This window comes from Achromobacter sp. Root170, assembly GCF_001428165.1.
In the GTDB taxonomy this organism is placed as follows: domain Bacteria; phylum Pseudomonadota; class Gammaproteobacteria; order Burkholderiales; family Burkholderiaceae_B; genus Achromobacter; species Achromobacter mucicolens.
Map to the genome: position 1 here is coordinate 653,124 of NZ_LMHN01000001.1, position 25,301 is coordinate 678,424.

Below are 25,301 nucleotides of genomic sequence, written 5' to 3' on the forward strand. Positions count from 1 at the left end.
TCATGGATACGCAAATGTCGGTCGGCATTCCCCGCCCGGCGCCCGCGTCCGGCGCCGCCCTCAACGCCTACAACCCGGCCTACGATCCGCTGGTGTCGCCACCCGGCCAGGGCCAGGACTACGCGCCGACTTATTGGGTGGCGACGGCCGGCGCGCCGCCCGAGGACGATGGACCCATCAACGGCGACATCGACGCCGACGTGGTGATCGTCGGCTCGGGCTTTACCGGGTTGTCGGCCGCGCTGGCGCTGGCGCGCGACTTCGGCGTGAAGGCGGTCGTGCTGGAAGCCAACCGCGCCGTCTGGGGCTGCACCAGCCGCAATGGCGGACAGGGCCAGAACGCGTCCGGACGCCTGTACCGTTCGCAGTGGATTGAGCGCTGGGGGCTGGATACGGCCAAGCGGCTGGACGCCGAGATCCGCGAAGGATTCGAGTACTGGAAGAGCCTGGTGGCGCAGGTGGATTGCGATGCGCAACCCGGCGGCCACCTGTACACGGCGCATCGCCAGAAGAAAATGGCCTTCCTGCAAAACGAAGCGCGCGTGATGCGCGACGTGTTCGGCTACGACACCAGGATGCTAAGCAGCGCGGAGCTGCGCGAACGATACGTGGATGACCGCGAGGCCGTGGGCGCCATGCACGAGCCGGATGGCGTCGGCGTGCATCCGCTCAAGCTGGCGTACGGCTATCTGCGGCAGGCGCGGGCGCTGGGCGTGCGCATTCATCCGTCCAGCCCCGTGCTGGGCTGGCGCGTGGAGAACGGCGTGTACCGGCTGCAGACCCCCGGCGGCACGGTGCGCGCGCGCCGGGTGGCGTTTGCGACCGGCGGCTACACCGCGCAGGGCGTGAACCGGCTGCTGGACAATCGCATCATGCCGGTGCTGTCCAATTCCATGGTCACGCGCGAGCTCTCGCCGGCCGAACGCGAGGCGGCGGGATTGAAGAGCACGGTGTTCATCACCGACACGCGCACGCTGCGCTTTTACTACCGCCTGCTGCCCGACGGCCGCATGCAGATCGGCAGCCGCAGCGCGCTGCGCGGCGCGGACGCCGAGAACCCCCGGCACCTGGCGCTGCTGCGCGAAGGCCTGGCGCGCAAATTCCCCGCGCTGCGCGGCGTGGACGTGGCCTACTCGTGGTGGGGCTGGGTGGACGTCAGCCACGACATGATGCCGCGCGTGACGCAGCCCGATCCCGCGCAGCAGGTGTATTACGCCTTCGGTTATGGCGGCAACGGCGTGGCCTTCTCGGCCCACGCCGGCAGGCGGCTGGCGCAACGCATGATGGGCAAGGACGGCATTGCGTGGAACCTGCCGATCTACGACACGCCATTGCCAGGCCACCTGTTCGCCCCGTTCCGCCGGATCGGGCAGGGGTTGTTGTACCGGTGGTACTACCTGCGCGACGAACTGCTCTGACTGTGCGAAGGCGTCAGACACCGTCAAGCACAAGGTCCTGCGCCGCGCGGCGCTGTGCGTCGACCACCTTGGCCAGCCGGGCGATGCCCGGCTCGATGTGCTCGGGGCGGATCGATGTGAACCCCACGCGCAGGAAGTTGCGGGGCGCGTTCGCGCCGTCCATGAAGAACACGTCGCCCGGCTCGACCACCACGCCTTCGGCCAGCGCGGCTTCGGACAGCGCCACGGCATTGAGCCACGGCGGGCCTTGCAGCCAGCAGGACGATGATCCCGTGATGGGGATGGCCGTGAAGTCCGGCAGGTGCCGCGCCAGGGCCTGGGCCAGTTCGGCGCCGCGCTTTTGATAGGCCTGCGACTGGCGCCGCAGCAGCGAATGGTGGTGCCCCAGCGAGATGAACAGCGAGAACGCGCGCTGGATATACGCCGACGGGTGGCGCAGCATCAGGCGGCGCAACGCGCGCAGTTCGGCCGCCAGCTCGCGCGGCGCGACGATGTAGCCGATGCGCAGCCCCGGCGCGAACGACTTGGCAAGGCTTCCCACATAGATCACGCGCCCGTCGCGGTCCAGGCTCTTTAACGCGGGGATCGCGCCTTCGCCCCAGCGGCTTTCGCTTTCGAAGTCGTCTTCGATGATGAGGCTGTCGGCCTGCCGCGCCAGCGCCAGAAGGCCGGTGCGACGCTCCATCGACAGCGTGACGGTGGTGGGGCACTGATGGCCAGGCGTGACGAACAGGTAGTCGCATCCCAGCAGCTGCGTGCCGGTGCGCAGACCCTGTTCGTCCACGGGCAGCGGCAGCAGGTGGCGGGTGTGGCTGGCAAAGATATTGCGCGCGTCCGGATAGCCCGGGTCTTCCATGCCGACCACCGTATCTTCGTTCACCAGCAGGTCGGCAAGCAAGTAAAGGGCATGCTGCGCGCCGACGGTGATGACGATCTCTTCGGCGTCCGCCCACACGCCGCGGCGCGGCAGCACCTGCGTGCGGATCTGTTCGATGAGCGCCGGGTCGTCGTGCGTGATGAGGTCCGGCGCCCAACTGCGGATGTCCAGCACCGACAGCGCCTTGATGCAGCACTCGCGCCATTCGGCGGTGGGAAAAAGGTCCTGGTCGAACTGGCCGTACACAAAAGGGTAGGGCTGCTTCTGCCAGTCGCGCGGCTTGGTGATGTTGCGTTGCCGCGTGGGGCGAAAGCGCAGGCGCTCGTCCCAGCGCACGCCGCCGGCATGGGCGGGTGCCGCGGGCGAGGCGTCGGCGGCGGGGCCGGAGTGGCCCTCCATGACGGTATCGCTGACGAAATGGCCGCTGCGTTCGCGCGAGACCAGATAGCCTTCGCACACCAGCTGCTGGTACGCAAACACGACGGTGTTGCGCGCGATGCGCAACTGGTCGGCCAGGTAGCGGCTGGACGGCACGGGCATGCCGGGCGGCAGGTGCCCGCTGAGGATCGCCGACACCAGCATCTGGCGCACGCGCCCCTGCAGGCTGAGGTTGGGCGCGCTGGCCTTTTCGAACAGGCGTTCCCACAACACAGGCTTGAGCATCGAGGCCTGGCTGGACATGGCTGGCTCCTTTTGACTCTCGGCACGGCCGGGCGCGGCGCTGCGGCGCCCGGTGGGTCCGAGTCTCAGAATAAAGGAGCCGGATGGGGGAAGGAATGCGGGATTGCCCTGTCAGATGCGTCCCTTCCACGGGATGGCGAAGCGTTCAAGGTAGCGCACCAGCAGGTCGAACGCGAAGGCAAAAAGGCCGATCACGATGATGCCCATGATGACCGTGTCGCTGGCCAGGAACTGCGCGGCGTTCAGCACCATGAATCCCAGGCCCCGGTCGGCCGCCACCATTTCGGCGGCCACCAGCGTCGTCCAGCCCACGCCGATGCCGATGCGCATGCCCGTGAAGATCTCGGGCATCGCCGCCTTCAGGATCACGTGCCAGACGATCTGGCGGCTGGTCCCGCCCATGGCGTAGGCCGCGTGGATCTGTTCGATGGACACCGAGCGCACGCCCGCGCGCGCGGCGATCGCCATGGGCGCGAAGATCGCCAGGTAGATCAAGAGGATCTTCGGAAACTCGCCGATGCCGAACCAGATGATGATGAGCGGCAGATAGGCCAGCGGCGGCAGCGGCCGGTAGAACTCGATGGGCGGGTCGAAGACGCCGCGCGCATACCGGTTCACGCCCATCAGGATGCCGACCGGGATCGCGGTCACGCAGGCAAGGAAGAACGCGCCGAACACGCGGCCCAGGCTGGCAAGCGCATGCTCGGTCAGCGTGGAGTTGGCCACGCCCTCGGTCATGGCAAAGACGAACTTGTCGTACACGGCGATGGGCGAGGGCAGGAACAGCGGCCGCACCCAGCCGGCGCTGGTCACCAGGAACCACAGCGCGAGCAGCGCCAGGCTGGTCAGGAGACTGATGTGCCCGCTGTAGCCGGCGCCCGGCGCCCCGTAGACCTTGCCCGGCGCGGCGGGCGTGTGGCCGGTGCGCCGCTTAGGCATGGAGGGCGTGCGGGGCGGCGGCGCGCTCGTCCCCGTAGATGATGCCGAGGACTTGTTCGCGCATGGCGATGAAGTCGGGACTGGATTTGATGCCACGGCCATCGCGGGTCTCCAGGTAGCGCCGGTTGAACGCCGGCTCGAACGTGTGCGTGATCCGGCCCGGGCGCGGCGACATGACGATCAGCCGCGATCCCAAAAAGAGCGCTTCTTCCACGCTGTGGGTGATGAAGAAAAACATCTTGTTGGTCTGCCGCCAGATGTCCAGCAGCAATTCCTGGATGGTTTCCCGGGTCAGCGCGTCCAGCGCGGCCATGGGCTCGTCCATCAGCAGCATGGCGGGGTCGCAGGTCAGCGCGCGCGCAATGCCCACGCGCTGCTGCATGCCGCCCGACAGCTGGTAGATCATGTGGCGGTGAAAATCCTGCAGGCCCACCAGTTCCAGGTTGCGGCGGGCGCGGGCGCGGCGGGTTTCCTTGTCCACGCCTTGCAGCTTCAGGCCGAACTCGGTGTTTTCCAGCACGTTCAGCCAGGGCAGCAGCGCGTGCTTCTGGAACACCACGCCGCGGTCCGCGCCCGGGCCGACGATGGGCTTGCCGCCCAGCGTGATCTCGCCCTCGGTTGGCGACAGAAATCCCGCCAGCAGGCTGAGCAAGGTGGTCTTGCCGCAGCCCGACGCGCCGAGCGCGACGACGAATTCGCCCGGCTGGATCGTCAGGTTGACGTCGTGCAGCGCGATCACCGGGCCGCTGTCGTGCAGGCCGGGGTAGGTGACGCTGACGCCTTCGGCGCACAGGCGCTGCGCGGCGGATGTGGACTGCTGCATGGTCATGCTGCTCCCCCTGGTCGTTGTGGCGGGGCCGGCGGCTGCCGGGTCCGCCCTGTCGCGGCGGCCGGCGCCGGGGTGGCGCCGTGCCGGGCGTGGTGATTACTTGGCCGCCGCCTTCGCGTACTGGTCGGTGACGAACGGGCTGTAGTCGTCCAGCGCCTTGTCGATCTGCTTCTGGTCCTTCAGGAACTTGGCGCTGGCCGCGAAGGCGCGCGCCGCGCCCGAGTCCTTGCCGCCGCCGAGCCAGGTCTTGGACGCCTGCTCTTCAACGGTCGGGAACACCAGCAGGCCCAGCGCCTCGACGATGTCTTCCGGCTTGCCGCCGATGAGCTTGACGATGCCCTTGACCTGCGGCGAGTCGGCCGTCCACTTGGCGCTGTTGGCGCGGTAGTCGGCATACGACTTGGCCAGCACGCCGGTAAAGGCAGCCATGAACTTCGGATTCTTCTGCGCCCAGGCCTTGTCCACGACGATGCCGTCGAACGTCGGCACGCTGGCCGCGCCGATCTGTTCGGAGTCGGCGATGATCTTGCCGGTCTTGGCGATCTCGGTCAGGGCGGGCGGCCACACGTAGGCGGCGTCGATGTCGCCACGCTGCCAGGCGGCCACGATCTGCGGCGGCTGCATGTTCAGGATGCGCACATCCCGGGGCGGCACCTTCCAGACCTGCTCAAGCCCGACCAGCAGGTGAAAGTGCGACGTCGACACGAACGGCGTGGCGATACGCTTGCCTTTCAGGTCCGCCGTGCTGTTGATGCCGGAACCGTTGCGCGCCACCAGCGCTTCGGATTTGCCGATGTTGTCCAGGATCCAGAAAAGCTGCATGTCCACGCCGCGCGTGGCGGCCGAGGTGATGCCCGTGGAACCCAGCACGCCCACCGGCACGTTGCCCGAGGCCAGCGCGGTCGAGATGTCGCCGCCCGAGGTGAACTGGCGCCAGTCCACCTGGTAGCCGGCCTCTTTGAGGGCCTTGTCGAAACTGCCGTCCGCGATCGAGGACAGGAAAGGCCCGACGATGAGCTGATAGCCCACCACGAGTTTGGTCTGCGCGTAGGCGGGCGCAGCCAGTAGCGCGGCGGCCAGGCCGGCCAGGGTGCAGCGGCGAATCAGGCGGTATATCGCGTTCATGGAGATCTCCGGGAGAGAACGGCCGCGCCCCGGCGCGACCGGCTTGCTGGTGCCAGTTTGCCCGGATGGGACCAGAACGCTAGGGCCAGATGTCCGGATCAGTAGGAGCCAAAAGCGGCCAGGCCCGCCGGCTGCGCCGGCAATGCCCGAACGGGCATCGTCGTCGCAGCGGGCGGGCCCGCGATATGCGCCAAAAGGATGAGATCGCCGGTTCAGCGAATCAGGCTCAGGAATTCAGCCCGGGTAGAGGGGTTTTCATGGAACTCGCCCAGCATCACCGAGGTGACCATGGACGAATTCTGCTTTTCGACGCCGCGCATCATCATGCACATGTGCTGGGCCTCGATGACGACGGCCACGCCCGCCGCCCCGGTGACGCTTTGCACGGCTTCAGCGACCTGGCGGCTGAGGTTTTCCTGAATCTGCAGGCGGCGCGCATACATTTCGACGATGCGCGCGACCTTGGACAGGCCCAGGACCTTGCCGGCCGGCAGGTAGGCGACGTGCGCCTTGCCGATGAAGGGCAGCATGTGGTGTTCGCACAGCGAGTACAGCTCGATGTTCTTGACCAGGACGATCTCGCGCGTGTCCGAGGTGAACAAGGCGCCGTTGACGATCTCTTCGAGGTTCTGGTCGTAGCCCCGGCACAGGTGACGCATGGCCTTGGCCGCGCGGGCGGGCGTGTCGGCCAGCCCCTCGCGGGACGGATCTTCCCCTAGTGCTTCGAGAATGGCGGTGTAGTGCTTTTCCAATGACATGGGGACTCCTGGCGGCGCGCCCTCTGGCGCGCGGTGATGCGTGGGTTGATGCAGGGCGGCATCGGGGATGCGTTCGTGTCGCAAGTCTACCTCAGCGGCCAAGTCGGAATGCGCGCTTGCCCGCGGCGCGTGGGGGTATTTGCGGCATTCAGACGCCCCGGTTTTCCACTGCGTACTTGATGAGTTCGGCCTGGCCGTCGATGCCCAGCTTGCGCTTGATGTTCAGGCGGTGCGTCTCGACCGTGCGCACGGACAATCCCAGCATCTGCGCGATCTGCTTGTTGGCATGGCCGTCCGCGATGTGCCGCAGCACGTCGCGCTCGCGCTGTGTGAGCAGCGTCGCCAGCGCGCTGGCCTGCGACAGCCGCACCGCCGCCGCGGCGCTGAAGTAGCTGCGGCCGGCCATGACGGCGTCGATGGCGGCGATGATCTCCTGCGCCGGTTCGTCCTTGAGCAGGTAGCCGCGGGCGCCGGCCTTCACGGCCTGCACCATGTATTCGGGGTTGTCGTGCATGGACAGCACCAGCACCGCAATCTGCGGATAGCGCTCGTGCAGGAACGCCGTCAGCTCCAGGCCGCCGACCCCGGGCATGTTCAGGTCCATCAGCGCCAGATGGGGCAGGGTGCCGCCCTGCGGGTCTTCGGCCATGCAGGCGGCCAGGAACGCCTGGGCGGCGGCGGCGTTGCCGGCTTCGCCCACCACCCGCAGCTGCGGCACGGTTTCCAGGCGCAGGCGCAGGCCGTCTCGCACCAGGGGATGGTCGTCGATCAGCAGCAGGCGGATAGCGTCGGATTTGTTGGTCATGCTTGGCGAGGGGTCGAAAGCGGGGCGCCGGCGGGCGGCAGGGGAAGCCAGGCCTGCAAGGTCGTGCCTTGCGCGGTGGAATGAAAGGTCAGGGTGCCGGACAGCGCGCTCATGCGTTCGCGCATGTTGCGCAGCCCGATGCCGCGATGGGGGTCTTGCTGGACGGCGGCATCGTCAAAGCCGCAGCCGTCGTCGCTGATGGTCAGGCGCAGGTCGCGCGCCGAGTACGCCAGCGTCAGGTCCGCGCGCGTCGCGCCCGCGTGGCGCATCACGTTGGTCAGCGCTTCTTGCGTCACGCGAAACAGCGCGGTCGCGTAGGCGTCGGGCAGCTTCACCGGCTGCCCGACGGTATGCAGGTCCACGGTCAGCGGCGGCGCGCCATCCTCGGCGCGGATGGCGAATTCCCGGCCCAGGTGCTCCAGCGCCGCGGGCAGGCCCATGTCGTCCAGCAGGGTGGGGCGCAGGTTGTGCGAGATGCGGCGGACTTCGCCGACGGCCGTGTTCAGCCGGTCGAGCGCGCCGCCCAGTGGCGTGTCGATGTGCGCAAGCACGCGGGGATCGTCGGGGTGCGACTGCCGCAGCCGTTCGCGAGCGGCCTCCAGCGACAGCTTGACCGACACCAGCACCTGGCTGATGCCGTCGTGCAGCTCGCGCGACAGGCGCGCGCGCTCGTCTTCCTGCGAACGCACGATCTGGCGGGCCATCAGGCGCAGCTTGGCGTCGGACTGGCGATGGTCGCTGATATTGAGCGCCAGGCCGCAGGCCGCCACCCCCAGGATCGACACGGCCGCGATGCCCGCCACCCACGCAAACATGTCCCGGATATTGGCCTGCGCCGCGGCGTCGATCCGCACCAGCGCCTGCTGCACGTCGTCCAGATAGATGCCGGTGCCCAGCATCCAGCCCCAGCGCTCCAGCACCACGACATAGCCAAGCTTTTCGACGGTCTGGTTGGTGGACGGCTTCTCCCAGAGGTAATGCACCACCTCGCCCTGCTGCCCGCCGCGCCGCGCCGCCGTCAGCAGGTTCTGGATGACGGGCTGACCCTGCGTGTCGCGCAGGTTCCAGAGGTCTTGCCCGACCAGTTCCGGCTGCCGCGGGTGCATCAGGTTCCTGCCGTTCAGGTCGTAGACGAAAAAGTAGCCGTCGTGCCCGAACTCCATCTGCGACAGGAGTTCAAGCGCGCGCTGGCGCGTGGCCTCGTCGTCGCCCGCGGCCTGCAGGGGCGCGATGGCGCTGTAGGCCAGGTTCACGTAGTGGCGCAGTTCGCCTTCCTTGCTGGCAAGCCAGGCGGTTTCAACCACCTGCTTTTCGCGCTGCGCCAGTTGCAGTCCCTGCACGTACACGGCGACCGTGATGGCGGCGACGGCCACCAGCAGCGGGACTGCCGCAAGCAGCAAAATTTTGAGACGCAGCTTCATAAGGATTTGTATCAGCCCGGGACGGCTTTGCTGCGACGCATCAACCGACGGGGCGCCGAGGCAGGAACGCGGAAAGTTCGGGGGATTTTACGATTTCCACGGAATTTTGCTGCGGCGCATGGCGTAGTAACACGTAGCCCGCTTGCGTAGTTCCGCGCTTGTTGGCGCCGTGGGCGGGCGGCAATACTGGCGCCCGCGTCGACCCGACGCAAGCGTGGACGCGTGCGTCCGCCACCCCACAACAATGAGTCTGCCTTCCGCGGGACGAAAAAAGCGTTTCACGCCAAGAGCATGGCGGGAGGCAAGAGGAGCACTTATGCACACCAGCAGTAAGGGACTGGGTCAGCACCTGGTCTGGCTGGCGGTTGCGGTACTGGGCGCGTTTGCGCTGGGCACCGTGGCGCTGGCCAGAGGGGAGACCATCAACGCGCTATGGGTGGTGATCGCCGCCGTCTGCGTCTATCTCATCGCCTACCGTTACTACAGCCGCTTCATCGCACGCAAGGTCTTCCAGCTTGACCCCACGCGCATGACGCCGGCCTGGAAGTACAACGACGGCCTGGACTACGTGCCCACCAACAAGCACGTGCTGTTCGGCCACCACTTTGCCGCCATCGCCGGCGCGGGTCCCCTGGTCGGACCGGTGCTGGCCGCGCAAATGGGCTATCTGCCCGGCATGCTGTGGATCCTGGCCGGCGTCGTGTTCGCCGGCGCCGTGCAGGACTTCACGATCCTCTTCATCTCCACCCGCCGCGACGGCCGCTCGCTGGGCGACCTGGTCAAGTCGGAACTGGGCAAGATCCCCGGCGTGATCGCGCTGTTCGGCGCGTTCATGATCATGGTCATCATCCTGGCCGTGCTGGCGCTGATCGTCGTGAAGGCGCTGACGCATTCGCCGTGGGGCACCTTCACGGTGGCCGCGACGATCCCCATCGCGCTCTTCATGGGTGTCTACCTGCGCTACATCCGCCCGGGCAAGATCGGCGAGGTGTCCATCATCGGCTTCCTGGGCCTGATGGCGGCCATCACGTTCGGTCAAGACGTGGCCGCGCATCCGGTCATCGGCCCGATGTTCGACTTTGACGGCAAGGGCCTGACCTGGATCCTGATCGTCTACGGCTTCATCGCCTCGGTGCTGCCCGTGTGGCTGCTGCTGGCGCCTCGTGACTACCTGTCGACCTTCCTGAAGATCGGCACCATCGTGGGTCTGGCGATCGGCATCGTGGTCGTGGCCCCCGAACTGAAGATGCCCGCGCTGACCCAGTTCATCGATGGCACCGGTCCGGTGTGGTCGGGCAACCTGTTCCCGTTCCTTTTCATCACCATCGCCTGCGGCGCGGTGTCCGGTTTTCACGCCTTGATCTCCTCGGGCACCACGCCCAAGCTGATCGAAAACGAAACCCAGGCCCGCTACATCGGTTACGGCGGCATGCTGATGGAATCCTTCGTGGCCATCATGGCGCTGGTGGCGGCTTGCGTGATCGAGCCCGGCATCTACTACGCCATGAACAGCCCGGCAGCCGTCATCGGCACGACGCCGGACCAGGTCGCCCAGGTGGTGTCGAGCTGGGGCTTCGTGATCACGCCGGCCGAGCTGGTGCAGACGGCCAAGGACGTGGGCGAAAGCACGATCATCTCGCGCGCCGGCGGCGCGCCGACGCTGGCCGTGGGCATGGCCCACATCCTGCATCAGGCGCTGGGCGGCCCGGGCATGATGGCATTCTGGTACCACTTCGCCATCCTGTTCGAGGCGCTCTTCATCCTGACCGCCGTGGACGCCGGCACCCGTGCAGGCCGCTTCATGCTGCAGGATCTGCTGGGCACGTTCGCCCCGTCGCTCAAGCGCACGGATTCGCTGCCCGCCAACCTGATCGCCACCGGCCTGTGCGTGGCGGCGTGGGGCTACTTCCTGTATCAGGGCGTGGTTGATCCGCTGGGCGGCATCAACACCCTGTGGCCGCTCTTCGGCATCGCCAACCAGATGCTGGCCGCGATTGCGCTGACGCTGGGCACGGTCGTCCTGTTCAAGATGAAGCGCGACCGCTACGCCTGGGTCACGGTGCTGCCCACGCTCTGGCTGCTGGCATGCACGCTGACCGCCGGTCTGCAAAAGCTGTTCCACTCGGACCCGCGCGTAAGCTTCCTGGCCCACGCCGACAAGTACAACGCCGCGATTGCCGAAGGCAAGGTGCTGGCGCCGGCGAAGTCGCTGGGCGAGATGTCGCGCGTGGTGATGAACGACTACATCAACGCAGGCCTGTGCGCGATCTTCATCTTCGTGGTGGTGAGCATCGTGGTGTTCGGCTTGAAGTCGGTGCAGCGCGCCCGCAACGAAAACAAGCCGACGTCCCGCGAAACGCCGTACGAGACGCTGCCCGCAGCCGCCGGCGCCGACTGACCGCAACCCAGGAGAAGCCGCATGCTGTTCAGCAACATGACTTCCGCGGCCGGCGCCGCCGGCCGCTACCTGGGGCAAACGCTCCGGCTGATGGTCGGCGTGCCGGATTACGAGACGTATGTCGAGCATATGCGGCGCACGCATCCTGAGCAGGAGCCAATGAGCTACGAGGATTTCTTCCGGGAGCGCCAGGAGGCGCGATACGGGGGGAAGAAGCGGATTGGGTGCTGCTGATTGGGTGGATGGAAGGCCTTGCTGATGCAGGGCCTTTTTTTGTGTGTCTTTGCTGTCTTTGGCTGGGGTGCGGTTTTCTTAGGTGGTCGGTACTTCGTAGGCGGCAGGATCTTCGCGGGGGCACGATCTTCGTAGGTCGCCCGACGCCGCGGTCACCGTGGGCACGATCGCCCACGATTGCGGTCCGGAGCCTTCGCTCCGGACTGCCCCGTTGTCATCTTCGGGTCTTTGGTATGTCGCGCTGTAAGACCTGTATGCAGGGAAGGGGATCTGCGGGGCCGCCGAATTGCTGCCGCCCGGGCGGCGGCAATCGGCATCGGAGCCGTGGGTCGTCGGTGCGGTGTGCGCTTGCGCGCTGGCAGAAGGTCGTTTTCTGGTGGGCGCTCCAACGCGGGGGGGGGGGCGGTGATGGGCGGCGCGCGTCCACGGACAATGGCAGCTTGCCGACCAGTACGCGCGCCGCCCATCGGGCACTGGAGTTGACCTGACGATTAGTGGCGAGCGCGGCGTGTGGGCGCTTGATATCTGAACCATCAGCAGCCATGCGCGAAGGGGAATTGCCAATGGTGTCTTGCACGTCTGAATGCAATTGGTATGTCGCGATCTTGCCTGGGTGTCGGGCACCTGAATCAGGCTTACGAACGTGCCAGTAGTTGCTGCTGCCGGTGTCTGACACCCTCGGGAGGTGAACTTGGTATGAAGGGCATCTCACCAGGGTGTCAGACACCTTGAAGAAGAAGCCGCCACACGCGAAGCGTCATCACCTCGACGCAAGACGCCGCGTAAGCCCACGAAGGCTGCCCGCGCGGCCGCCCGGGGGCGGGCCCCGCAAGATCTCTCTCTTCCACACAACTGTGTGCAAGAACCTCAAGAACCCGAATCCCCCCGCCGCCCGAGAAGATTCAACTGCAAAGCCCGGTGTGGCGTGGGCCTGGGGTGGGCGGGGCGTTTAGATGCGCCCGACGGAATCCGAAGGCAGCCGCCGGAGGCGGCAACGAGGATGAGGATGGGGGAGTCCGGAGCGAAGGCTCCGGACCGCAATCGGAGCCCCGCCCGCCCCAGGCCCACGCCGCACCGGGCGTCTCAAGAACCCCGCCCGACCACCAGCACCAGCACCAGCACCAGCACCAGCACCAGCACCCGCACCCGCACCAGCCACCAGCAACCAGCAACCGTTAAACACCAGCATCAGCCAACTCACAATTCAACGCCCATCTCAGGCACTTCTGCGCTCACCCTCAATCCGGCCTGCCACGCAGCCCTCAAGCGGCAACCCTTCGTCGACCCAGCCGGTGATGCCGCCAGTCATCACCTTCACGGGACGGCTTAACTGCGCCAACCGCAGTGCGCCTCGTGTGGCCCCGTTGCAGTGTGGACCCGCGCAGTACGTCACGAAGAGCGTGTCGGCCGGATAGTTGAGCAGTTTCGATTCGACGATCTTGCCGTGCGGCAGGTTCAGCGCGCCCGGGACATGGCTCTGGGCGAATAGCGCCGGGCTGCGCACGTCCAGCAGCACGAAGCCCGGGGTGCCCGAGGCGAGGGCGCCTGCCACGTCGGCGCAATCGGTCTCGAATTGCAGCGACGCGTGAAAGTGGGCGAGGGCGGTTGCGCTGTCGGCGGCGGGGATGGCGGTGACGGCGTTGGTCGTGGGCATGTTGGAACTCTTAAAAGGAGGATTAGTGGCATCTGGAAGCAAGATCCAGAAGCCCCATTCTGGCGTCGCGCCGCCTCGCCGATAAGTGGCGTAAATGACATTTGCCGGTAATATTACGCCATGAGAAATCACCTCGTTGTCGCGCTGGCTTACGACCGGCTCTGTACTTTCGAATTCGGCTGCGTGACCGAGTTGTTCGCGCTCGAGCGTCCAGAGCTTGACGTCGATTGGTATCGATTCGCCGTGTGCGCCAGCGAGCCTGGCCCGCTGCGCGCCGCCGGCGGCATTACCGTGGCCGCGCCTTATACCCTCAAGTTGCTTGATCGTGCCGACACCATCGTCGTGCCCGGTTGGCGCGATGCCGACGAATTGCCGCCCGCGCCGTTGCTAAAGAAGCTTCGCGCGGCGTATCAGCGCGGGGCAAGGCTCTGTTCGATCTGTTCCGGCGTTTTTGTTCTGGCCGCCGCCGGCGTGCTCGACGGGAAGACCGTGACCACCCACTGGCGATATGCCGCAAAGCTGCAGCAGCGTTACCCGCAGGTGCGGGTTCAACCCGATGCGTTGTATGTGGATGACGGACAGATCATCACGTCGGCCGGCTCCGCGGCCGGGCTGGACATGCTGCTTCACCTGGTGCGCCGCGACTATGGTGGGGCGGTGGCTAATCGAGTCGCGCAGCGGCTTGTGGTGGCGCCGCACCGCGAAGGAGGGCAGGCGCAGTTCGTGCCGCGGCCCATGCCGTCCGACGAAAGCGGGCGCCTGGCCAAGTTGATGGACTGGATGCGGCAGCATTGCACGTCGCCGCATACGTTGCGGTCGCTGGCGGACCGCGCCGCGATGAGTCCGCGCACGCTGCAACGGCAATTCCAAGAGGCCACCGGCATGGCCCCCTATGAATGGCTGATCCGCGAACGCGTGGCCGCGGCCCGTGAAATGCTTGAATCGCAGGCGCGCTTGTCCGTGGGCCGCATTGCCGAGCTGGCCGGGTTTGGTTCCGAGGAGTCCATGCGCCGGCACTTCCGGCGTATCGTGCTGACCAGTCCGGCCGCCTACCGCGAAAAGTTTGGCCATAACGCGGCAGCATTCAAGCGCGGTTCAGGCGTCAGCGGCGATTCGCGCGATACCATCGCCGCCCCGCGCACGCGCTGAACGCCAACGCCACGTTCAGCTCGCCTCGCGCCGACGCAGCTTCTCCGAGACCATCACCAATGGTGCGGCCGCGGCCGCGCACAGCGCCATCACCAGAAAGCCGCCCGGGGCGAAGCTGCGGTACAGCGCGCCGCCGAGCTGAATGCTGGCGAACATGAACACGCCGCCCGACAGCATGGCGTACAGGGCGATTGCCGAAGTCTTGCAGGCGGCGGGCGCGCGGCGGGTGATGTACCACATGATGGCGGCATTGTTGCCGGCCAAGGTGAAGCACTGCAGCAACTGCAAGCCCGCGATCAGCGTGGGGTCGGTGGTGGCGGACAGGCCCGCCCAACGGATCGCCGTCATGACGGCCGAGGCCAGGATCAGCCACTGCGCACCCGTGCGCGCCAGGATACGCGGCGCCAGAAAGAAGAACAGGACCTCGCTAGCGACGCCCACCACCCACAACAGCGAAATCATCGCCGTCGACAGGCCGCTCGCGGTCCAGTACAGCGTCGAATAGGAATACAGGAAGCCGTTGCTTGCCTGCACCAGCGAGGCCGCGGCGATGCACAGCAGCAACGGGCGGTCGCGCAGCACTTCGCGCATCGGCAACCGGACGCGGTCCGCCTGGGATTCTTGAGGCGCCGGCCGCGCCGCCTGCGGCAGCAGCCGCACGCAGGCCAGGCACGCGACGATCAGCAGGATCGACAGCCACATCACCCAATCCGCGTCGAACGTCTTGATCAGATACCCGCCCGCCACCGTCACCGTGGCAAAGCCCAGCGAGCCGCACGCGCGCATCACCGTGTAGGAATTGCCCTGTCCGCGCCCGCTCGCAATGGCCATGCGGTCCATCAGCGGCAGCACGGCCGGGAACACCGCGTTCAGCAACAGCGTGATGGCCAGCAGCCAGGCTGAAGTCTGGCTGAACGGATAGCACACGAAAAGAACCAGGGACGCCGCGAGCGCCGACGCGATCAGCGCGTGGGCGCGGCCCGTCTGGTCCGCGATGTGCGCCACGATCGGCGTCGACACGATCTTGGGCAGGAACGACGTGGCGACGATCAGCCCGATCAGGGCCGGGTCCAAGCCCCGGCTGGCGAACCACAAGGGCAGGAAGGGAATGCTTACGCCCTGCAGGCCGTAATACAGGAAATAGAACCCGTGCAACGCGATGGCGCCTTGCCTGGCGTCGGGATTGCCGCGCATGGTGGGAAGGGATCAGGGGGATGCGAAGCGGCGTAGCATACTCCTTCGCTGCGCCGGGCATTGGCAAAGCGCATCCGGAGATTTACGCTGTGCCTCGCGGGCGGTTCATGCCGCGCCGCAATCGTGTTGTCCGATTCATTTCACAAAGGTGCGATCCATGGCCAAGAAACTGAATGAGAAGACCACCAAGGCGCTGAAGGTCCGTCGCAAGGCGCCGCTGGCAACGCCCACCGACCTGGCGGCCGACGCCACTCGCGACATCTCCGCCGTGCTGAATCAGGTGCTGGCCGACGTGTTCGCCCTGTACCTGAAGACCAAGAACTTTCATTGGCACGTCAGTGGGCCCCACTTCCGGGACTACCACCTGTTGCTGGACGAGCAGGGCGACCAGCTGTTCGCCATGACGGACCCCATCGCCGAGCGCATCCGGAAGATTGGCGGCACGACGCTGCGGTCCATCGGCCACATCTCGCGCTCGCAGCGTATTTCGGACAATGACGCCGACTTCGTGCAGCCGCTGGACATGCTGGCCGAGCTGCGGGAAGACAACAAGGTGCTGGCGGCCACGCTGCGCGAAGCGCACAACGTCACCGACGAGCATCGCGACATCGCCAGTTCCAGCCTGATCGAAAACTGGATCGACGAGACCGAGCGGCGCACGTGGTTCCTGTTCGAAGCCAGCCGTCAGGGCGATTCGACCGGGCACTGACCCTGCCGCCCGGCGGGGCGGTGGGTCAGTCGTACCGGTATCGTCGCGTCACTGCCGCCCGCCAGAAAGCGGGCGGGTTGGCGTCGCAGGATCAGCCGCGGTCGTCCAGCAGCGCGCTGATTTCGATCTCGGCCCAGCTGCGGCCCGGCAGGCTGGTCACCCCCACCGCGCTGCGCGCCGGGCGCGGCATATGCGGGAATGCGGCCTCAAGCACCTGCGATGCGCCATCCAGCACCGCGCTGTGGTGTTCGAATTCCGCGTCGCTGCGCAGATAGCCGCGCAGCTGCACGATGGCGCGTACGCGGTCCAGGTTGCCGCCGCTGGCATCGCGCAGGGCGCTCAGCGCGCTCAGCGCCGCGTGCGCGCAGGCCGCCCGGGCCGCGTCCAGGTCGTCGCCCGGCCGGCATGTTCCGACGATGGGTGTGCCGTCCCGCCGGCTGGCCTGGCCGCTGACGCAGATCAGTGTTGCGCCTGACAGTGCCGCCAGGTGGTAGGGCGCATAGGCGCCACGCGGAACCGGCGCGGCGGGCAGGCGCCAGCCGGCTGCCGCCAGCCGCGACTCGGCCGTACAGAGGCGGGTCAGCGCATCCATTGCGTTTCGCCGCTCAGCCAACACCCGGCGGCGTCGCCGCGCAGGCGCAACTGGATTGCCGAGGGCGATCCCATGGCCACGCCCTGGCGGACCGTGTACACCCCATCCGCCGGCACGCTGCCCGTCTCGTTCAGGTATCCCCACAAGGCGGCGGCCGCAATGCCGGTGGCCGCATCCTCGGGGTAGCCAGACGCCTTGGGAAATTGCCGCGCGCTGGCGCCATCCGTCGTCAGCGCATAAGGGTAGAGACCGGTCGAGCCGATGGCCTCGCAGAGGTCCCGCATCGCGTCGAAGTCGGGCGCCAAGGCGTTCAGCTCGGCCACGCCCGGCAGCCGTACCAACGTCTTCACGCGGCTGGTGCTGGCATTGATCATATGCAGGCCGGGCAAGTCCGGATCGATGCGCAGCACGTCAGCGATCGAGCGGCATTGCGCCGGCGTGAGCGCTGAGGTGGCGACGGCAGGCTGCGACACCCAGGCGCGATCGCCAGCGTCGTCCCACTCGATATCCACGCTGCCGCTCAGGGTCTGAACACGTGCGCGCGGCGTCGTCCAGCGTCCCCATTGCCGCAGGGCCCAGAGCGTGCCCACGGTTGCGTGTCCACACATCTCCATTTCGTGGCCGGGCACGAAGAATCGCAATTGGCACAGATGGTCATCGCCATCGGCCGGCACAACGAAGGACGACTCGTGGCCGTGGTGTGCGGCCAGGGCCTGCATGTCGCTGGCCGTCATGCCCTGCGCGTCAAGCACCAGCGGCACCGGATTGCCGCCTTCGCGGGGCTGGGACGTATCGACGAATACGCGCAGCAGGATCGCCTGGCCGGGGGGCGGCTCGGCGGGCGCGGCAGGGAAGGCGGGCTTAGTCAAACTGAACTCCGGTCTTGGTGATGAGGTCGCCCCAGAAGGCAAGGTCGTGTGAGACGGCTTGCGTGAGGGCTTCGGACGTGCCCGGACGCCCGTCCACGCCCTTGGCGGCCAGGTCCGATGCCACGGCCGGATTGCGCAGTGCCGCGTTGAGCGCGGCATTCATCTTTTGCACGATCGCTTCGGGCGTCTGCTTGGGAAAGGCCAGGCCATACCACAGCACCTGCGTATAGGCCGGCATACCTTGGGAGGCAAAGGTCGGCACGCCCGGCAGGATCGGCGTGGGACTTGTGGTGGCCACGGCCACCAGCTTGCCGCTCTGCACGAACGGCGCCAGCCCCACCGGGTTGTCGAACATGATGTCCACCTGCCCGCCGATCAGGTCGGTATACGCGGGGGCCGCGCCGCGATACGGCACGTGCGTGAGGTCCAGCTTCTTGTCCTTCGTGAACATTTCGCCAAGCAGATGCGACACGGTGCCCGCGCCCACCGAGGCGAACGTGCCGGTGCGGCGCGCCTTCAAGGCGTCGGTCAGCGTGTCGACCGTGGCCGCCTTCAAGGCTGGTTGCACCGCCAGCACATAAGGCGAGGTGCCGATGAAGCCGATGTAGTCGAAATCCTTTTCCGGGTTGTAGGGCAGCTTCTTGTACAGGCTGGCGCTGAGCGCGGTGGTGCTGGTCGTCACCGCCAGGGCCGTGTAGCCGTCCGGCCGCGCGCGGGCAGCCTGCCCGGATCCCACCGTGCCGCCGGCGCCGCCGGTGTTCTGGATGATTACGGTCTGGCCCAGCTCGCGCGACAACGCGGGCTGCAAGGTGCGCACGACCAGGTCCGTGCCCCCGCCCGGCGGGAAAGGAACGATCAGGGTAATGGGTTTGTCGGGCCATGCGGACTTGGCCAGGGCGCCGGTGGCCGGCAAGGCCAAGACGGCGGCCGATAGCAATGCGGCGGGCAGTGCGCGGATCATCTACTTCCCCTTGTGCTGGTTTGAATGACCCAGATCGTAAGCAAGACGTCCGGACGGCAGCGAACCGCGGTGCGACATGGAATGATCCCGTACGCGACAGGGGCGGGTGTTGGCGCCCCGCCGCGCTTGCGGGAAAGCCGCCACGCGCCGATACTGGCCGAACGCCCCATTCCGCCGTTGCCAGCGTGGCCTGACTCGGCGCTTGTCTTGCCCGCCGTCATGATGCGTTCCGTCCCGCTATCTTCCAAACAAGGTCTGATTGCCCAGACCGGCTTCGCGCTCGCGGCCAGCCGGCAGCCGCGCTACGCGTTTCAATGGCATGAACACGATTGCGCCATGTTGCTGTGGCCGCGCGCCGGCGCCCTGGATAGCGCCTGGCGCGACGAGGAGGGCGCGCGCCGGCGTTGCCGGCTGGTGCGCGGACAGGCCTTGCTGCTGCCATCCCACGTCCAGCACAGCACGCGCGCAGAAAGCGTGACGCAGCAGCATGGCGAGCTCTATCTGGCGCCCGAATTGCTGCGAAGCTGCGGGGCGGACGGCGTGCTGCAACTGGATGGCGCGGCGCAAGCCATGCTTGATGCGCTATGGATGCCGGCGATGTCGGCGTCAGCGCTGCCGATGCTGGTTCAGGCGCTAATTGCGCAGCTTGACGCCGGCTCCCGCCTGCAGGACCGCACGCGCGCACCGCAGCCGCCGCTGCCGCTCGCCCGGCAATGGCTGGCGCTGCTGCGCGATCGCCTGGACGCGGGGCTGCCGCTGCCTGCGATTGCGGAGTCGGCCAGCATGCTGGGCGCGACCACGCGCAGCTTGCAGCGCGCCTGCATCGAGACCTATGGGCGCTCTCCCATCACGCTGCGCCGCTTCGTGCTGGCGCAGACGGCGCGCCGGCGGCTTGCACTTGGCGAATCCGTCGCAAGCGTCAGCGCCGACCTGGGGTTTTCCAGCAGCGGCCATCTGGGACGGCTGCTGCGCGCCGTGCACGCCGGCGATGACGACTGGGACGCGGAAGCGGAGCAGGGCTAGCGCCGCCGCTCCGTAAGGACCGGGGCTCAGCCTTCCCGGCCGAACCCGCCCGCTGCCCAATCCGACGCCCGCTGCACGTTCAGCTTGTACGTCGGCGGCACGCGGATCTGGGCGAGCTGCTCGCCCAATTCGTCGTAGGCGCTGAGCGTGGCGTAGGGTTCGTCCTCGTCGGGAACGATGTCCAGCTTGACGGTCAGGCGGCCTTCGGCGGCGTCGATCTTCACGCTCTTGTGCAGCGTGGCGTGCAATTGCTGTTCGTGGCGGCGCAGGACTTCGTTGGCAGTCTTGACCAGGGTGTGGAAGGCCGGCGCGTCGAGCGGCTTGGGGTTCTTCTTGTCGCGGCCCATGGTCCAGGGCCCGACCAACGCGGGCTCGGCCTGGCCGTCCAGCGTCATTTCGACAGCCCAGCCGTCGTCGTCTTCGTTCTTGATGATGCGCGCGGTCCAGCCGTCGTCGCGCCAAAGCGTGGCTTGCTGTTCTTTGGGCGCGTCGGAAAGGTCGGTGTCCGGCGTGGAGGTGTCATTCACTGCGGTACGGCTCCTGCAAGGGGTGATGCGCAGCTTGTAGGGGGCTGCGGGCCGGGTTGGCGACCCTGCAATGTAGCCTAACGCGGCAGGCGGACCGGGACATCGGGATCCGCTTTCGGCGAAAGTCCGCCAGCGCTAGATCGCGCAGGAGGCTGCCCACGCGCGGAACTGCGTCAGTTCGGGCGACGGCCGCCGGTAGTCTTCGGGGGGCAGGACAAAATAATAGCTTTGCGCGCCCAGGTCCACGGTCAGGTCGAAGGGCGCCACCAGCCGGCCTTCGTCCAGTTCCTTCTGCACCAGGGGCTTTTGTGCGATGGCCACGCCGTAGCCCTCCAGCGCGGCCTCGTAGGCCAGCGCGGACGATTCATAGCGCAGGCCGCGCGTGACGTCGATCCCGGTCAGGCCGGCGGCCTGCAGCCATATTTCCCAATAGTCGGGGCGCGCCAGGGTATGCAGCAGGATCTCTCCCTTCAGATCGGCGGGCGTGCGCAGCCGCGCGCATTTGCCGGGCACGCAGACCGGCAGCAGTTCATTGACCATCAGCTTGTAGCTCACCAGGCCGCGCCAGCGGCCATCGCCCATGCAGATGCCGGCGTCGACTTCCTCGCGTTCGAAGTCCGGCGCGTCCACGGCCGTGTGCAGCTTGACGTCGATATCGGGATACTGCCGGTGAAACCCCGACAGCCGGGGCAGCAGCCAGCGCATGGCGACGCTGTGGGGCGCCTTGATGACGAATTGGCGGCGGCGAGAGCGTTCGCCCAGTTCGGACGTGGCGCGCTGCAGCCCGCCAAAGCAGCGCGCGATGTCGGCGTGATACGCCGCACCCATGGAGGTGAGCACGATGCGGCGGTGCTGGCGCAGGAACAGCTTGAGCCCCAGGTGTTCCTCCAGCAGACGGATCTGGCGGCTGATGGCGGCGGGCGTCACGCTCAGTTCCTCGGCCGCGCTGGTGATGCTGCCCAGGCGGCCGGCGACCTCGAAACAGCGCAGCGCGTTGAGCGGAGGCAGGGCGGTCATCGCGGCGGTTCAGTTAACAAAAAGTTAAGTGTGCCATAGATAAAGTCGTTTGAACCCCGCCGCGCGAACGCCCAAGATGGCACGGCCGCCTGACTTTGCGGCCAAGAACAGCCATAAGGGGAAATCCATGTTCAGAACGTTGGTTCGACGGATCGGAATTGCCGCCTTCTGCGGCGCCGCGGTGCTGGCCGGGACCGCGTCGGCGGCCGACTATCCGCAGCGTCCCGTCAGCATCGTGGTGCCGACCACGCCGGGCGGCACCGCCGATATTCTTGCCCGGTTGATCGGTCCCCGGCTCGCGCAGCGCTGGGGGCAGGCCGTCGTGGTGGAGAACAAGCCGGGCGCGGGCACGCTTATCGGCGCCGACTACGTGGCCCGGGCCAAGCCCGACGGCTACACGCTGATGCTGACCTTCAATGAGCTGGCCACGCTGCCGGCCCTCAATCCCAATGCCAAGATCGATGTCGAGAACGGGCTCGCGCGCATCGGCAAGATCGGCAGCCTGCCCGTCCTGGTCCTGACCCGTCCGGGCATCGACGATGCCGATCTGTCCGCGCTGATCAAGCGCTTTCGCGCCGAGCCGGGCAAGTACACCTACGCCTCGAACGGCTCGGGGTCGTCGCTGCAGCTGTTTACCGAAATCTTCAAGCGCGAGGCCCAGGTGGACGTGATGCACGTGCCGTACCGGGGCGCGCTGGAGGCCTCGATGGCGGCCATCGGCGGCGAGGTCGACCTGCTGGTGCAGTTTGCGTCGGGCAACGTCATCAATCATGTGAAGGGTGGAAAGCTCAAGGCCTATGCCCTGGCGTCGCCGCAGCGCCTGGAAGCCTTGCCCGACGTGCCGACCGCCGCCGAGGCCGGCCTGCCCGGACTGCGCCTGGAAGCCTGGTATGGCCTGTTCGCGCCCGCCGGCCTGCCGGACGACATCAAGCAGAAGATCAACCGTGACCTGAATGAGGTCCTGGCCGAGCCCGCGATCCTGGAGCGCCTGAAGGGCATCAATCTGCAGGTGCAGCCGGGCACGCCCGCTGAATTCGATACGTTCTTCCGCGCCGAATATGCCCGCTGGAGCGCGCTGATTCGCACCCTCGGCATCAAAAGCAGTGAATAAGACCACCGGAGCCATGCCTTGACCTACGATCCCAGCACCCACGCTGCCCTGACTTTTCATGACGCCCGCGCTGCGTTTGCCGACCGCCGCGACACGCCCCGCGACTATCTGGAACGCTGCCTGGAAGTGATTGCCGCGCGGGAGGGCCAGCTCAAGGGCTGGGTCGTCCTGAACGAGGCGGGCGCCCGCGCCGCCGCCGACGCCAGCGCCCAGCGCTATCGTGACGGCCGGCCGCTGTCCGCCATCGACGGCATGCCCGTCGGCATCAAGGACCTGATCGAAACGCGCGACATGCCCACGCAGATGGGCTGCGCCGCTTTTGACGGCAACTTCCCCAAGAACGACAGCGCCGTGGTCCGTGCGCTGCGCGATGCCGGCGCGATCATCCTGGGCAAGACGGTCACCACGGCGCTGGGGTTTCTGGACCCCGGCCCGACGACCAATCCGTTCGATCCGCGGCGCACGCCGGGCGGATCGTCCAGCGGGTCGGCCGCCGTGGTGGGCGCCAACATGGTGCCCATGGCCATTGGTTCGCAACTGGTGGGGTCGGTATTGCGGCCGGCCAGCTACAACGCCAACTGGGCCTTGAAGCCGACGTTCGGTGCGCTCAATCGCGGCGAGCGGTTGGGGCTGAGCCAGGCGCATATCGGCATCCATGCCAATTCCGTCGAAGACATGTGGACGGCGGCGGCGGAAATTGCCCTGCGGGCGGGCGGCGATCCCGGCCACCCCGGCCTCTATGGCCCGCTGCAGGCGCCGGCCGCACGCAAGCCGGCGCGGCTCGTTGCGCTGGAAACCGAGGGGTGGACACGCGCCGAACCGCAGGCCCGTCAGGCGTTCGAGGCCACCCTGGACGCGCTCTCGCGGCAAGGCGTGTCGATCATCCGGCGCGGCGATTCGGCGCTGGTCGATGCGCTGGAGCGCGCCATCTCGCAAGCGGCGCCCTTGTCGTTGCGGCTCATTTCCTGGGAACAGCGCTGGTCGCTGGCCAACCTGGTCGCCAATCATCCCGACACGCTCGGCCCAAGCCTGGTGCGGCAACTGGAAAGCGGGCGCGCCATGACACTGGCGGACTACCGCGAATGCCTGCTGCTGCGCGAACACGCGCGCCAATGCCTGGCGGCCCTGGCCACGCAATGCGACGCGCTGGTCAGCCTGAATGCGTGCGGCGCGGCGCCCATTGCGGCCGACATCCGCGACACCCGGTATCCGACGGGCGACGTCTCGTTTGCCTGCGCGTCGTCATTGCTGGGCGCGCCCGCGATCAATGTGCCGTTGATGGCCGTTGATGGTCTGCCGCTGGGACTGCAGGTGATGGGATTGCCGCATGGCGACGCCGCGATCACCGGCATCGGCACCTGGATTTTCCAGGCGTTGCGGCATCCCGGCTGACCCGGCGCGCTGGGGCGTTCAGGCGTGCCCGGCGGCCGCGCTTTCAACACGGCCCGCGCCAGGCGCAGCCGCCGCCCGGTGACGCGCTGCGTTGTCCAGGTCTGCAATCGGCGCCAGCAGTCCCCGGTCAAAGGCCTCGTGCGGCGCGCCCGCGCGCAGCCGGGCGGGCCAGTCGGCGTGCGTGAGCGCCCCGCGCCCCAGCGACACGAAATCCGCGTCCTGGCGCGCCAGCAGGGCTTCGGCCTGCCGGGGATCGTGCAGGGATCCGTTGGCCAGCACGGGTACCCGGACATGGCGGCGCGCCAATGCCGCAAGGCTGGGGTCACTGTCGCCAAAGGCGGGTCGCCAGGCCTCGAACTCAGTGGTGTGCACGTAATCGATGGGCGCCGCGCCCAGCGCGCCGAAGATCCGCGCCGCGTCGTCCTGGCCGCCTTCCCACTTGTGGGTGAAGTCATTCACCTTGCCCTGCGAGGTGCGCACGCCGACGACGAAGTGTCCCGATGTCGATTGGCGCGCCGCCTGGATGACGTCCACCGTCAGCCGTAGCCGGTTCTCCAGACTGCCGCCGTAGCCGTCCTCGCGCTGATTCGTATGGCGCGTAAGGAACTGGTCCAGCAGGTATCCGTTGGCGCCGTGTATCTCGACGCCGTCAAATCCCGCTTCCTGCGCGCGGCGGGCCGCCTGCGCAAAGCCTTCGACCACCTCGGCGATGTCGTCCAGGTTCATCGCGTGCGGCATCCGGTACGGACCCTGGCCGCGATAGAAGGTCATCTGCTGCCCGGCCGGCAACACGGCCGATGGGCCTTTTGTCCCGGGACGATGCGGATTGCCTTGCGACAGCGCACCGGCGTGCATGAGCTGGGCAAAGATCCGCCCGCCTTGCGCATGCACGCGGTCCACCACGGGCCGCCACGCATCGCGCTGCGCGTCGTCGGCCAGGCCGGGCTGGAACAGGTACCCCTGCGCATGGGCCTTGTCCGTGTAGATGCCTTCGGTGATGACCAACCCGAACCCGCCGCGCGCAAACGCTTCGTAGTAGCCCGCCATCTGCGCCGTGGCAAGGCCATCGGCGGTGGCGCTGACCCGGGTCATGGGCGCGACGGCCAGCCGGTTGGGCAGGTCCACGCGGCCCACCCGCAGCGGCGTGAACAGGCCGGCGGGCGCGGGCTGCGCGTCTTGCCGTGGATCGGTAGCGGCGGTCATGTCAGCGGCCCTCCGTGGGGCGGACCGCGGCGATGGCCTCGATCTCGATCATCGCGGCCGGATCGTACAGCGCCTTGATCTCGGCAATCGTGTCGGCCGGGTAGGGCGCCGAAAAGAACTTGCGGCGCAGGGCAACCACGTCGTCGAAATGCCCCATGTCGGTCACGAAGATGGTGACCTTGATGACGTCCTCCAGGCGCGAGCCGCCGGCTTCCAGCGCGCGGCGCAGATTACTGAACGCCTGTTCGCCCTGCGCCAGAAATCCGCCGTCCACGATCTTCCCGTCGTCGGCGGCGCCGGCCTGGCCCGAGATGAAAAGCAGATTGCCGAACTGGATGCCCTGCGACAGCAGGAAGGGCGCGTAGTTGTCGGGCTGGGTGATGACCTGTTTGAGCATGATGCGAATTCCTTCATC

Annotated in this window: 24 protein-coding genes; 8 read left to right on the plus strand and 16 right to left on the minus strand. The window is 67.4% G+C overall.

The window, feature by feature from the left end; all coding sequences use genetic code 11:
* Positions 1 to 2 precede the first annotated feature (2 nt).
* Positions 3 to 1,418 carry an FAD-binding oxidoreductase gene (locus tag ASD87_RS02975; protein WP_056316940.1) on the plus strand — a complete coding sequence of 472 codons (1,416 nt, stop codon included), beginning with the start codon at positions 3 to 5 and terminating at the stop codon, positions 1,416 to 1,418.
* A 13-nt stretch (positions 1,419 to 1,431) separates the two neighbouring features.
* On the opposite strand, the gene ASD87_RS02980 is transcribed toward ASD87_RS02975, so the two are convergent.
* The 7 genes from ASD87_RS02980 to ASD87_RS03010 all read right to left on the minus strand — a co-directional run bounded on the left by ASD87_RS02980 (position 1,432) and on the right by ASD87_RS03010 (position 8,853).
* Positions 1,432 to 2,976, minus strand: coding sequence for a PLP-dependent aminotransferase family protein (locus tag ASD87_RS02980; protein WP_056316943.1), 1,545 nt, complete (start codon positions 2,974 to 2,976; stop codon positions 1,432 to 1,434).
* Positions 2,977 to 3,087: 111 nt separating this feature from the next.
* On the minus strand, positions 3,088 to 3,915 hold the full coding sequence (locus ASD87_RS02985; protein ID WP_056316945.1) for an ABC transporter permease subunit: 828 nt from the start codon (positions 3,913 to 3,915) through the stop codon (positions 3,088 to 3,090).
* Positions 3,908 to 4,744 carry a taurine ABC transporter ATP-binding protein gene (locus tag ASD87_RS02990; RefSeq protein ID WP_056316948.1) on the minus strand — a complete coding sequence of 279 codons (837 nt, stop codon included), beginning with the start codon at positions 4,742 to 4,744 and terminating at the stop codon, positions 3,908 to 3,910. The genes ASD87_RS02985 and ASD87_RS02990 overlap by 8 nt, the downstream gene beginning before the upstream one ends.
* A gap of 96 nt (positions 4,745 to 4,840) precedes the next feature.
* Positions 4,841 to 5,869, minus strand: a complete 1,029-nt coding sequence (tauA, locus tag ASD87_RS02995; protein ID WP_056316952.1) for a taurine ABC transporter substrate-binding protein — start codon at positions 5,867 to 5,869, stop codon at positions 4,841 to 4,843.
* Positions 5,870 to 6,081: 212 nt separating this feature from the next.
* A complete protein-coding gene (gene folE / locus ASD87_RS03000; RefSeq protein ID WP_056316955.1) occupies positions 6,082 to 6,627 on the minus strand; it encodes a GTP cyclohydrolase I FolE in 546 nt (181 codons plus the stop codon).
* A 148-nt stretch (positions 6,628 to 6,775) separates the two neighbouring features.
* On the minus strand, positions 6,776 to 7,432 hold the full coding sequence (locus ASD87_RS03005; protein ID WP_056316960.1) for a response regulator transcription factor: 657 nt from the start codon (positions 7,430 to 7,432) through the stop codon (positions 6,776 to 6,778).
* Positions 7,429 to 8,853, minus strand: coding sequence for a cache domain-containing protein (locus ASD87_RS03010; protein WP_056316962.1), 1,425 nt, complete (start codon positions 8,851 to 8,853; stop codon positions 7,429 to 7,431). Before ASD87_RS03010 ends, ASD87_RS03005 begins: the two co-directional genes overlap by 4 nt.
* 316 nt (positions 8,854 to 9,169) lie before the next feature.
* Here ASD87_RS03010 and ASD87_RS03015 point away from each other — a divergent pair, with 316 nt between their 5' ends.
* Complete coding sequence (locus ASD87_RS03015) at positions 9,170 to 11,251, plus strand: carbon starvation CstA family protein (RefSeq protein ID WP_056316965.1); 2,082 nt, start codon at positions 9,170 to 9,172, stop codon at positions 11,249 to 11,251.
* A 21-nt stretch (positions 11,252 to 11,272) separates the two neighbouring features.
* Positions 11,273 to 11,485, plus strand: coding sequence for a YbdD/YjiX family protein (locus ASD87_RS03020; protein WP_105238611.1), 213 nt, complete (start codon positions 11,273 to 11,275; stop codon positions 11,483 to 11,485).
* Positions 11,486 to 12,701: 1,216 nt separating this feature from the next.
* Here ASD87_RS03020 and ASD87_RS03025 read toward each other — a convergent pair.
* Positions 12,702 to 13,139 carry a rhodanese-like domain-containing protein gene (locus ASD87_RS03025; protein ID WP_056316967.1) on the minus strand — a complete coding sequence of 146 codons (438 nt, stop codon included), beginning with the start codon at positions 13,137 to 13,139 and terminating at the stop codon, positions 12,702 to 12,704.
* A gap of 120 nt (positions 13,140 to 13,259) precedes the next feature.
* Between ASD87_RS03025 and ftrA the strand changes: the two genes are divergently transcribed.
* Positions 13,260 to 14,288: a transcriptional regulator FtrA gene (gene ftrA, locus ASD87_RS03030; RefSeq protein ID WP_056316969.1), complete on the plus strand. Its 1,029-nt coding sequence runs from the start codon at positions 13,260 to 13,262 to the stop codon at positions 14,286 to 14,288.
* Between the two features lie 15 nt (positions 14,289 to 14,303).
* Here the strand turns inward: ftrA and ASD87_RS03035 are convergent, their stop codons facing one another.
* A complete protein-coding gene (locus ASD87_RS03035; RefSeq protein WP_056316972.1) occupies positions 14,304 to 15,482 on the minus strand; it encodes an MFS transporter in 1,179 nt (392 codons plus the stop codon).
* 157 nt (positions 15,483 to 15,639) lie between these two features.
* Between ASD87_RS03035 and ASD87_RS03040 the strand changes: the two genes are divergently transcribed.
* Positions 15,640 to 16,191 carry a Dps family protein gene (locus ASD87_RS03040; RefSeq protein ID WP_056316975.1) on the plus strand — a complete coding sequence of 184 codons (552 nt, stop codon included), beginning with the start codon at positions 15,640 to 15,642 and terminating at the stop codon, positions 16,189 to 16,191.
* 91 nt (positions 16,192 to 16,282) lie between these two features.
* Here the strand turns inward: ASD87_RS03040 and ASD87_RS03045 are convergent, their stop codons facing one another.
* Genes ASD87_RS03045 through ASD87_RS03055 form a run of 3 tightly spaced genes read right to left on the minus strand, consistent with a single transcriptional unit; the run spans position 16,283 to position 18,613 of the window.
* Positions 16,283 to 16,783, minus strand: coding sequence for a RidA family protein (locus tag ASD87_RS03045; RefSeq protein WP_056316978.1), 501 nt, complete (start codon positions 16,781 to 16,783; stop codon positions 16,283 to 16,285).
* Positions 16,771 to 17,652, minus strand: a complete 882-nt coding sequence (locus tag ASD87_RS03050; RefSeq protein ID WP_056316980.1) for a PhzF family phenazine biosynthesis protein — start codon at positions 17,650 to 17,652, stop codon at positions 16,771 to 16,773. The genes ASD87_RS03045 and ASD87_RS03050 overlap by 13 nt, the downstream gene beginning before the upstream one ends.
* Complete coding sequence (locus ASD87_RS03055; protein ID WP_056316983.1) at positions 17,645 to 18,613, minus strand: tripartite tricarboxylate transporter substrate binding protein; 969 nt, start codon at positions 18,611 to 18,613, stop codon at positions 17,645 to 17,647. The genes ASD87_RS03050 and ASD87_RS03055 overlap by 8 nt, the downstream gene beginning before the upstream one ends.
* A gap of 219 nt (positions 18,614 to 18,832) precedes the next feature.
* Here ASD87_RS03055 and ASD87_RS03060 point away from each other — a divergent pair, with 219 nt between their 5' ends.
* Complete coding sequence (locus ASD87_RS03060) at positions 18,833 to 19,636, plus strand: helix-turn-helix transcriptional regulator (RefSeq protein ID WP_082586205.1); 804 nt, start codon at positions 18,833 to 18,835, stop codon at positions 19,634 to 19,636.
* A gap of 26 nt (positions 19,637 to 19,662) precedes the next feature.
* On the opposite strand, the gene ASD87_RS03065 is transcribed toward ASD87_RS03060, so the two are convergent.
* Together ASD87_RS03065 and gcvA are read right to left on the minus strand one after the other, a co-directional pair.
* On the minus strand, positions 19,663 to 20,163 hold the full coding sequence (locus ASD87_RS03065; RefSeq protein WP_056316987.1) for a hypothetical protein: 501 nt from the start codon (positions 20,161 to 20,163) through the stop codon (positions 19,663 to 19,665).
* Between the two features lie 135 nt (positions 20,164 to 20,298).
* Positions 20,299 to 21,180: a transcriptional regulator GcvA gene (gene gcvA / locus ASD87_RS03070; RefSeq protein WP_056316990.1), complete on the minus strand. Its 882-nt coding sequence runs from the start codon at positions 21,178 to 21,180 to the stop codon at positions 20,299 to 20,301.
* A gap of 127 nt (positions 21,181 to 21,307) precedes the next feature.
* Here gcvA and ASD87_RS03075 point away from each other — a divergent pair, with 127 nt between their 5' ends.
* Positions 21,308 to 22,291 (plus strand): tripartite tricarboxylate transporter substrate binding protein, encoded by a 984-nt coding sequence (locus tag ASD87_RS03075; RefSeq protein ID WP_056316992.1) that lies wholly within the window; start codon positions 21,308 to 21,310, stop codon positions 22,289 to 22,291.
* A gap of 18 nt (positions 22,292 to 22,309) precedes the next feature.
* Positions 22,310 to 23,683, plus strand: coding sequence for an amidase (locus ASD87_RS03080; RefSeq protein WP_056316994.1), 1,374 nt, complete (start codon positions 22,310 to 22,312; stop codon positions 23,681 to 23,683).
* Between the two features lie 18 nt (positions 23,684 to 23,701).
* On the opposite strand, the gene ASD87_RS03085 is transcribed toward ASD87_RS03080, so the two are convergent.
* Both ASD87_RS03085 and ASD87_RS03090 read right to left on the minus strand, forming a co-directional pair.
* Positions 23,702 to 24,886, minus strand: coding sequence for an NADH:flavin oxidoreductase (locus ASD87_RS03085; RefSeq protein WP_056316998.1), 1,185 nt, complete (start codon positions 24,884 to 24,886; stop codon positions 23,702 to 23,704).
* A gap of 1 nt (position 24,887) precedes the next feature.
* Positions 24,888 to 25,283, minus strand: coding sequence for a RidA family protein (locus ASD87_RS03090; protein ID WP_056317001.1), 396 nt, complete (start codon positions 25,281 to 25,283; stop codon positions 24,888 to 24,890).
* Positions 25,284 to 25,301 lie beyond the last annotated feature (18 nt).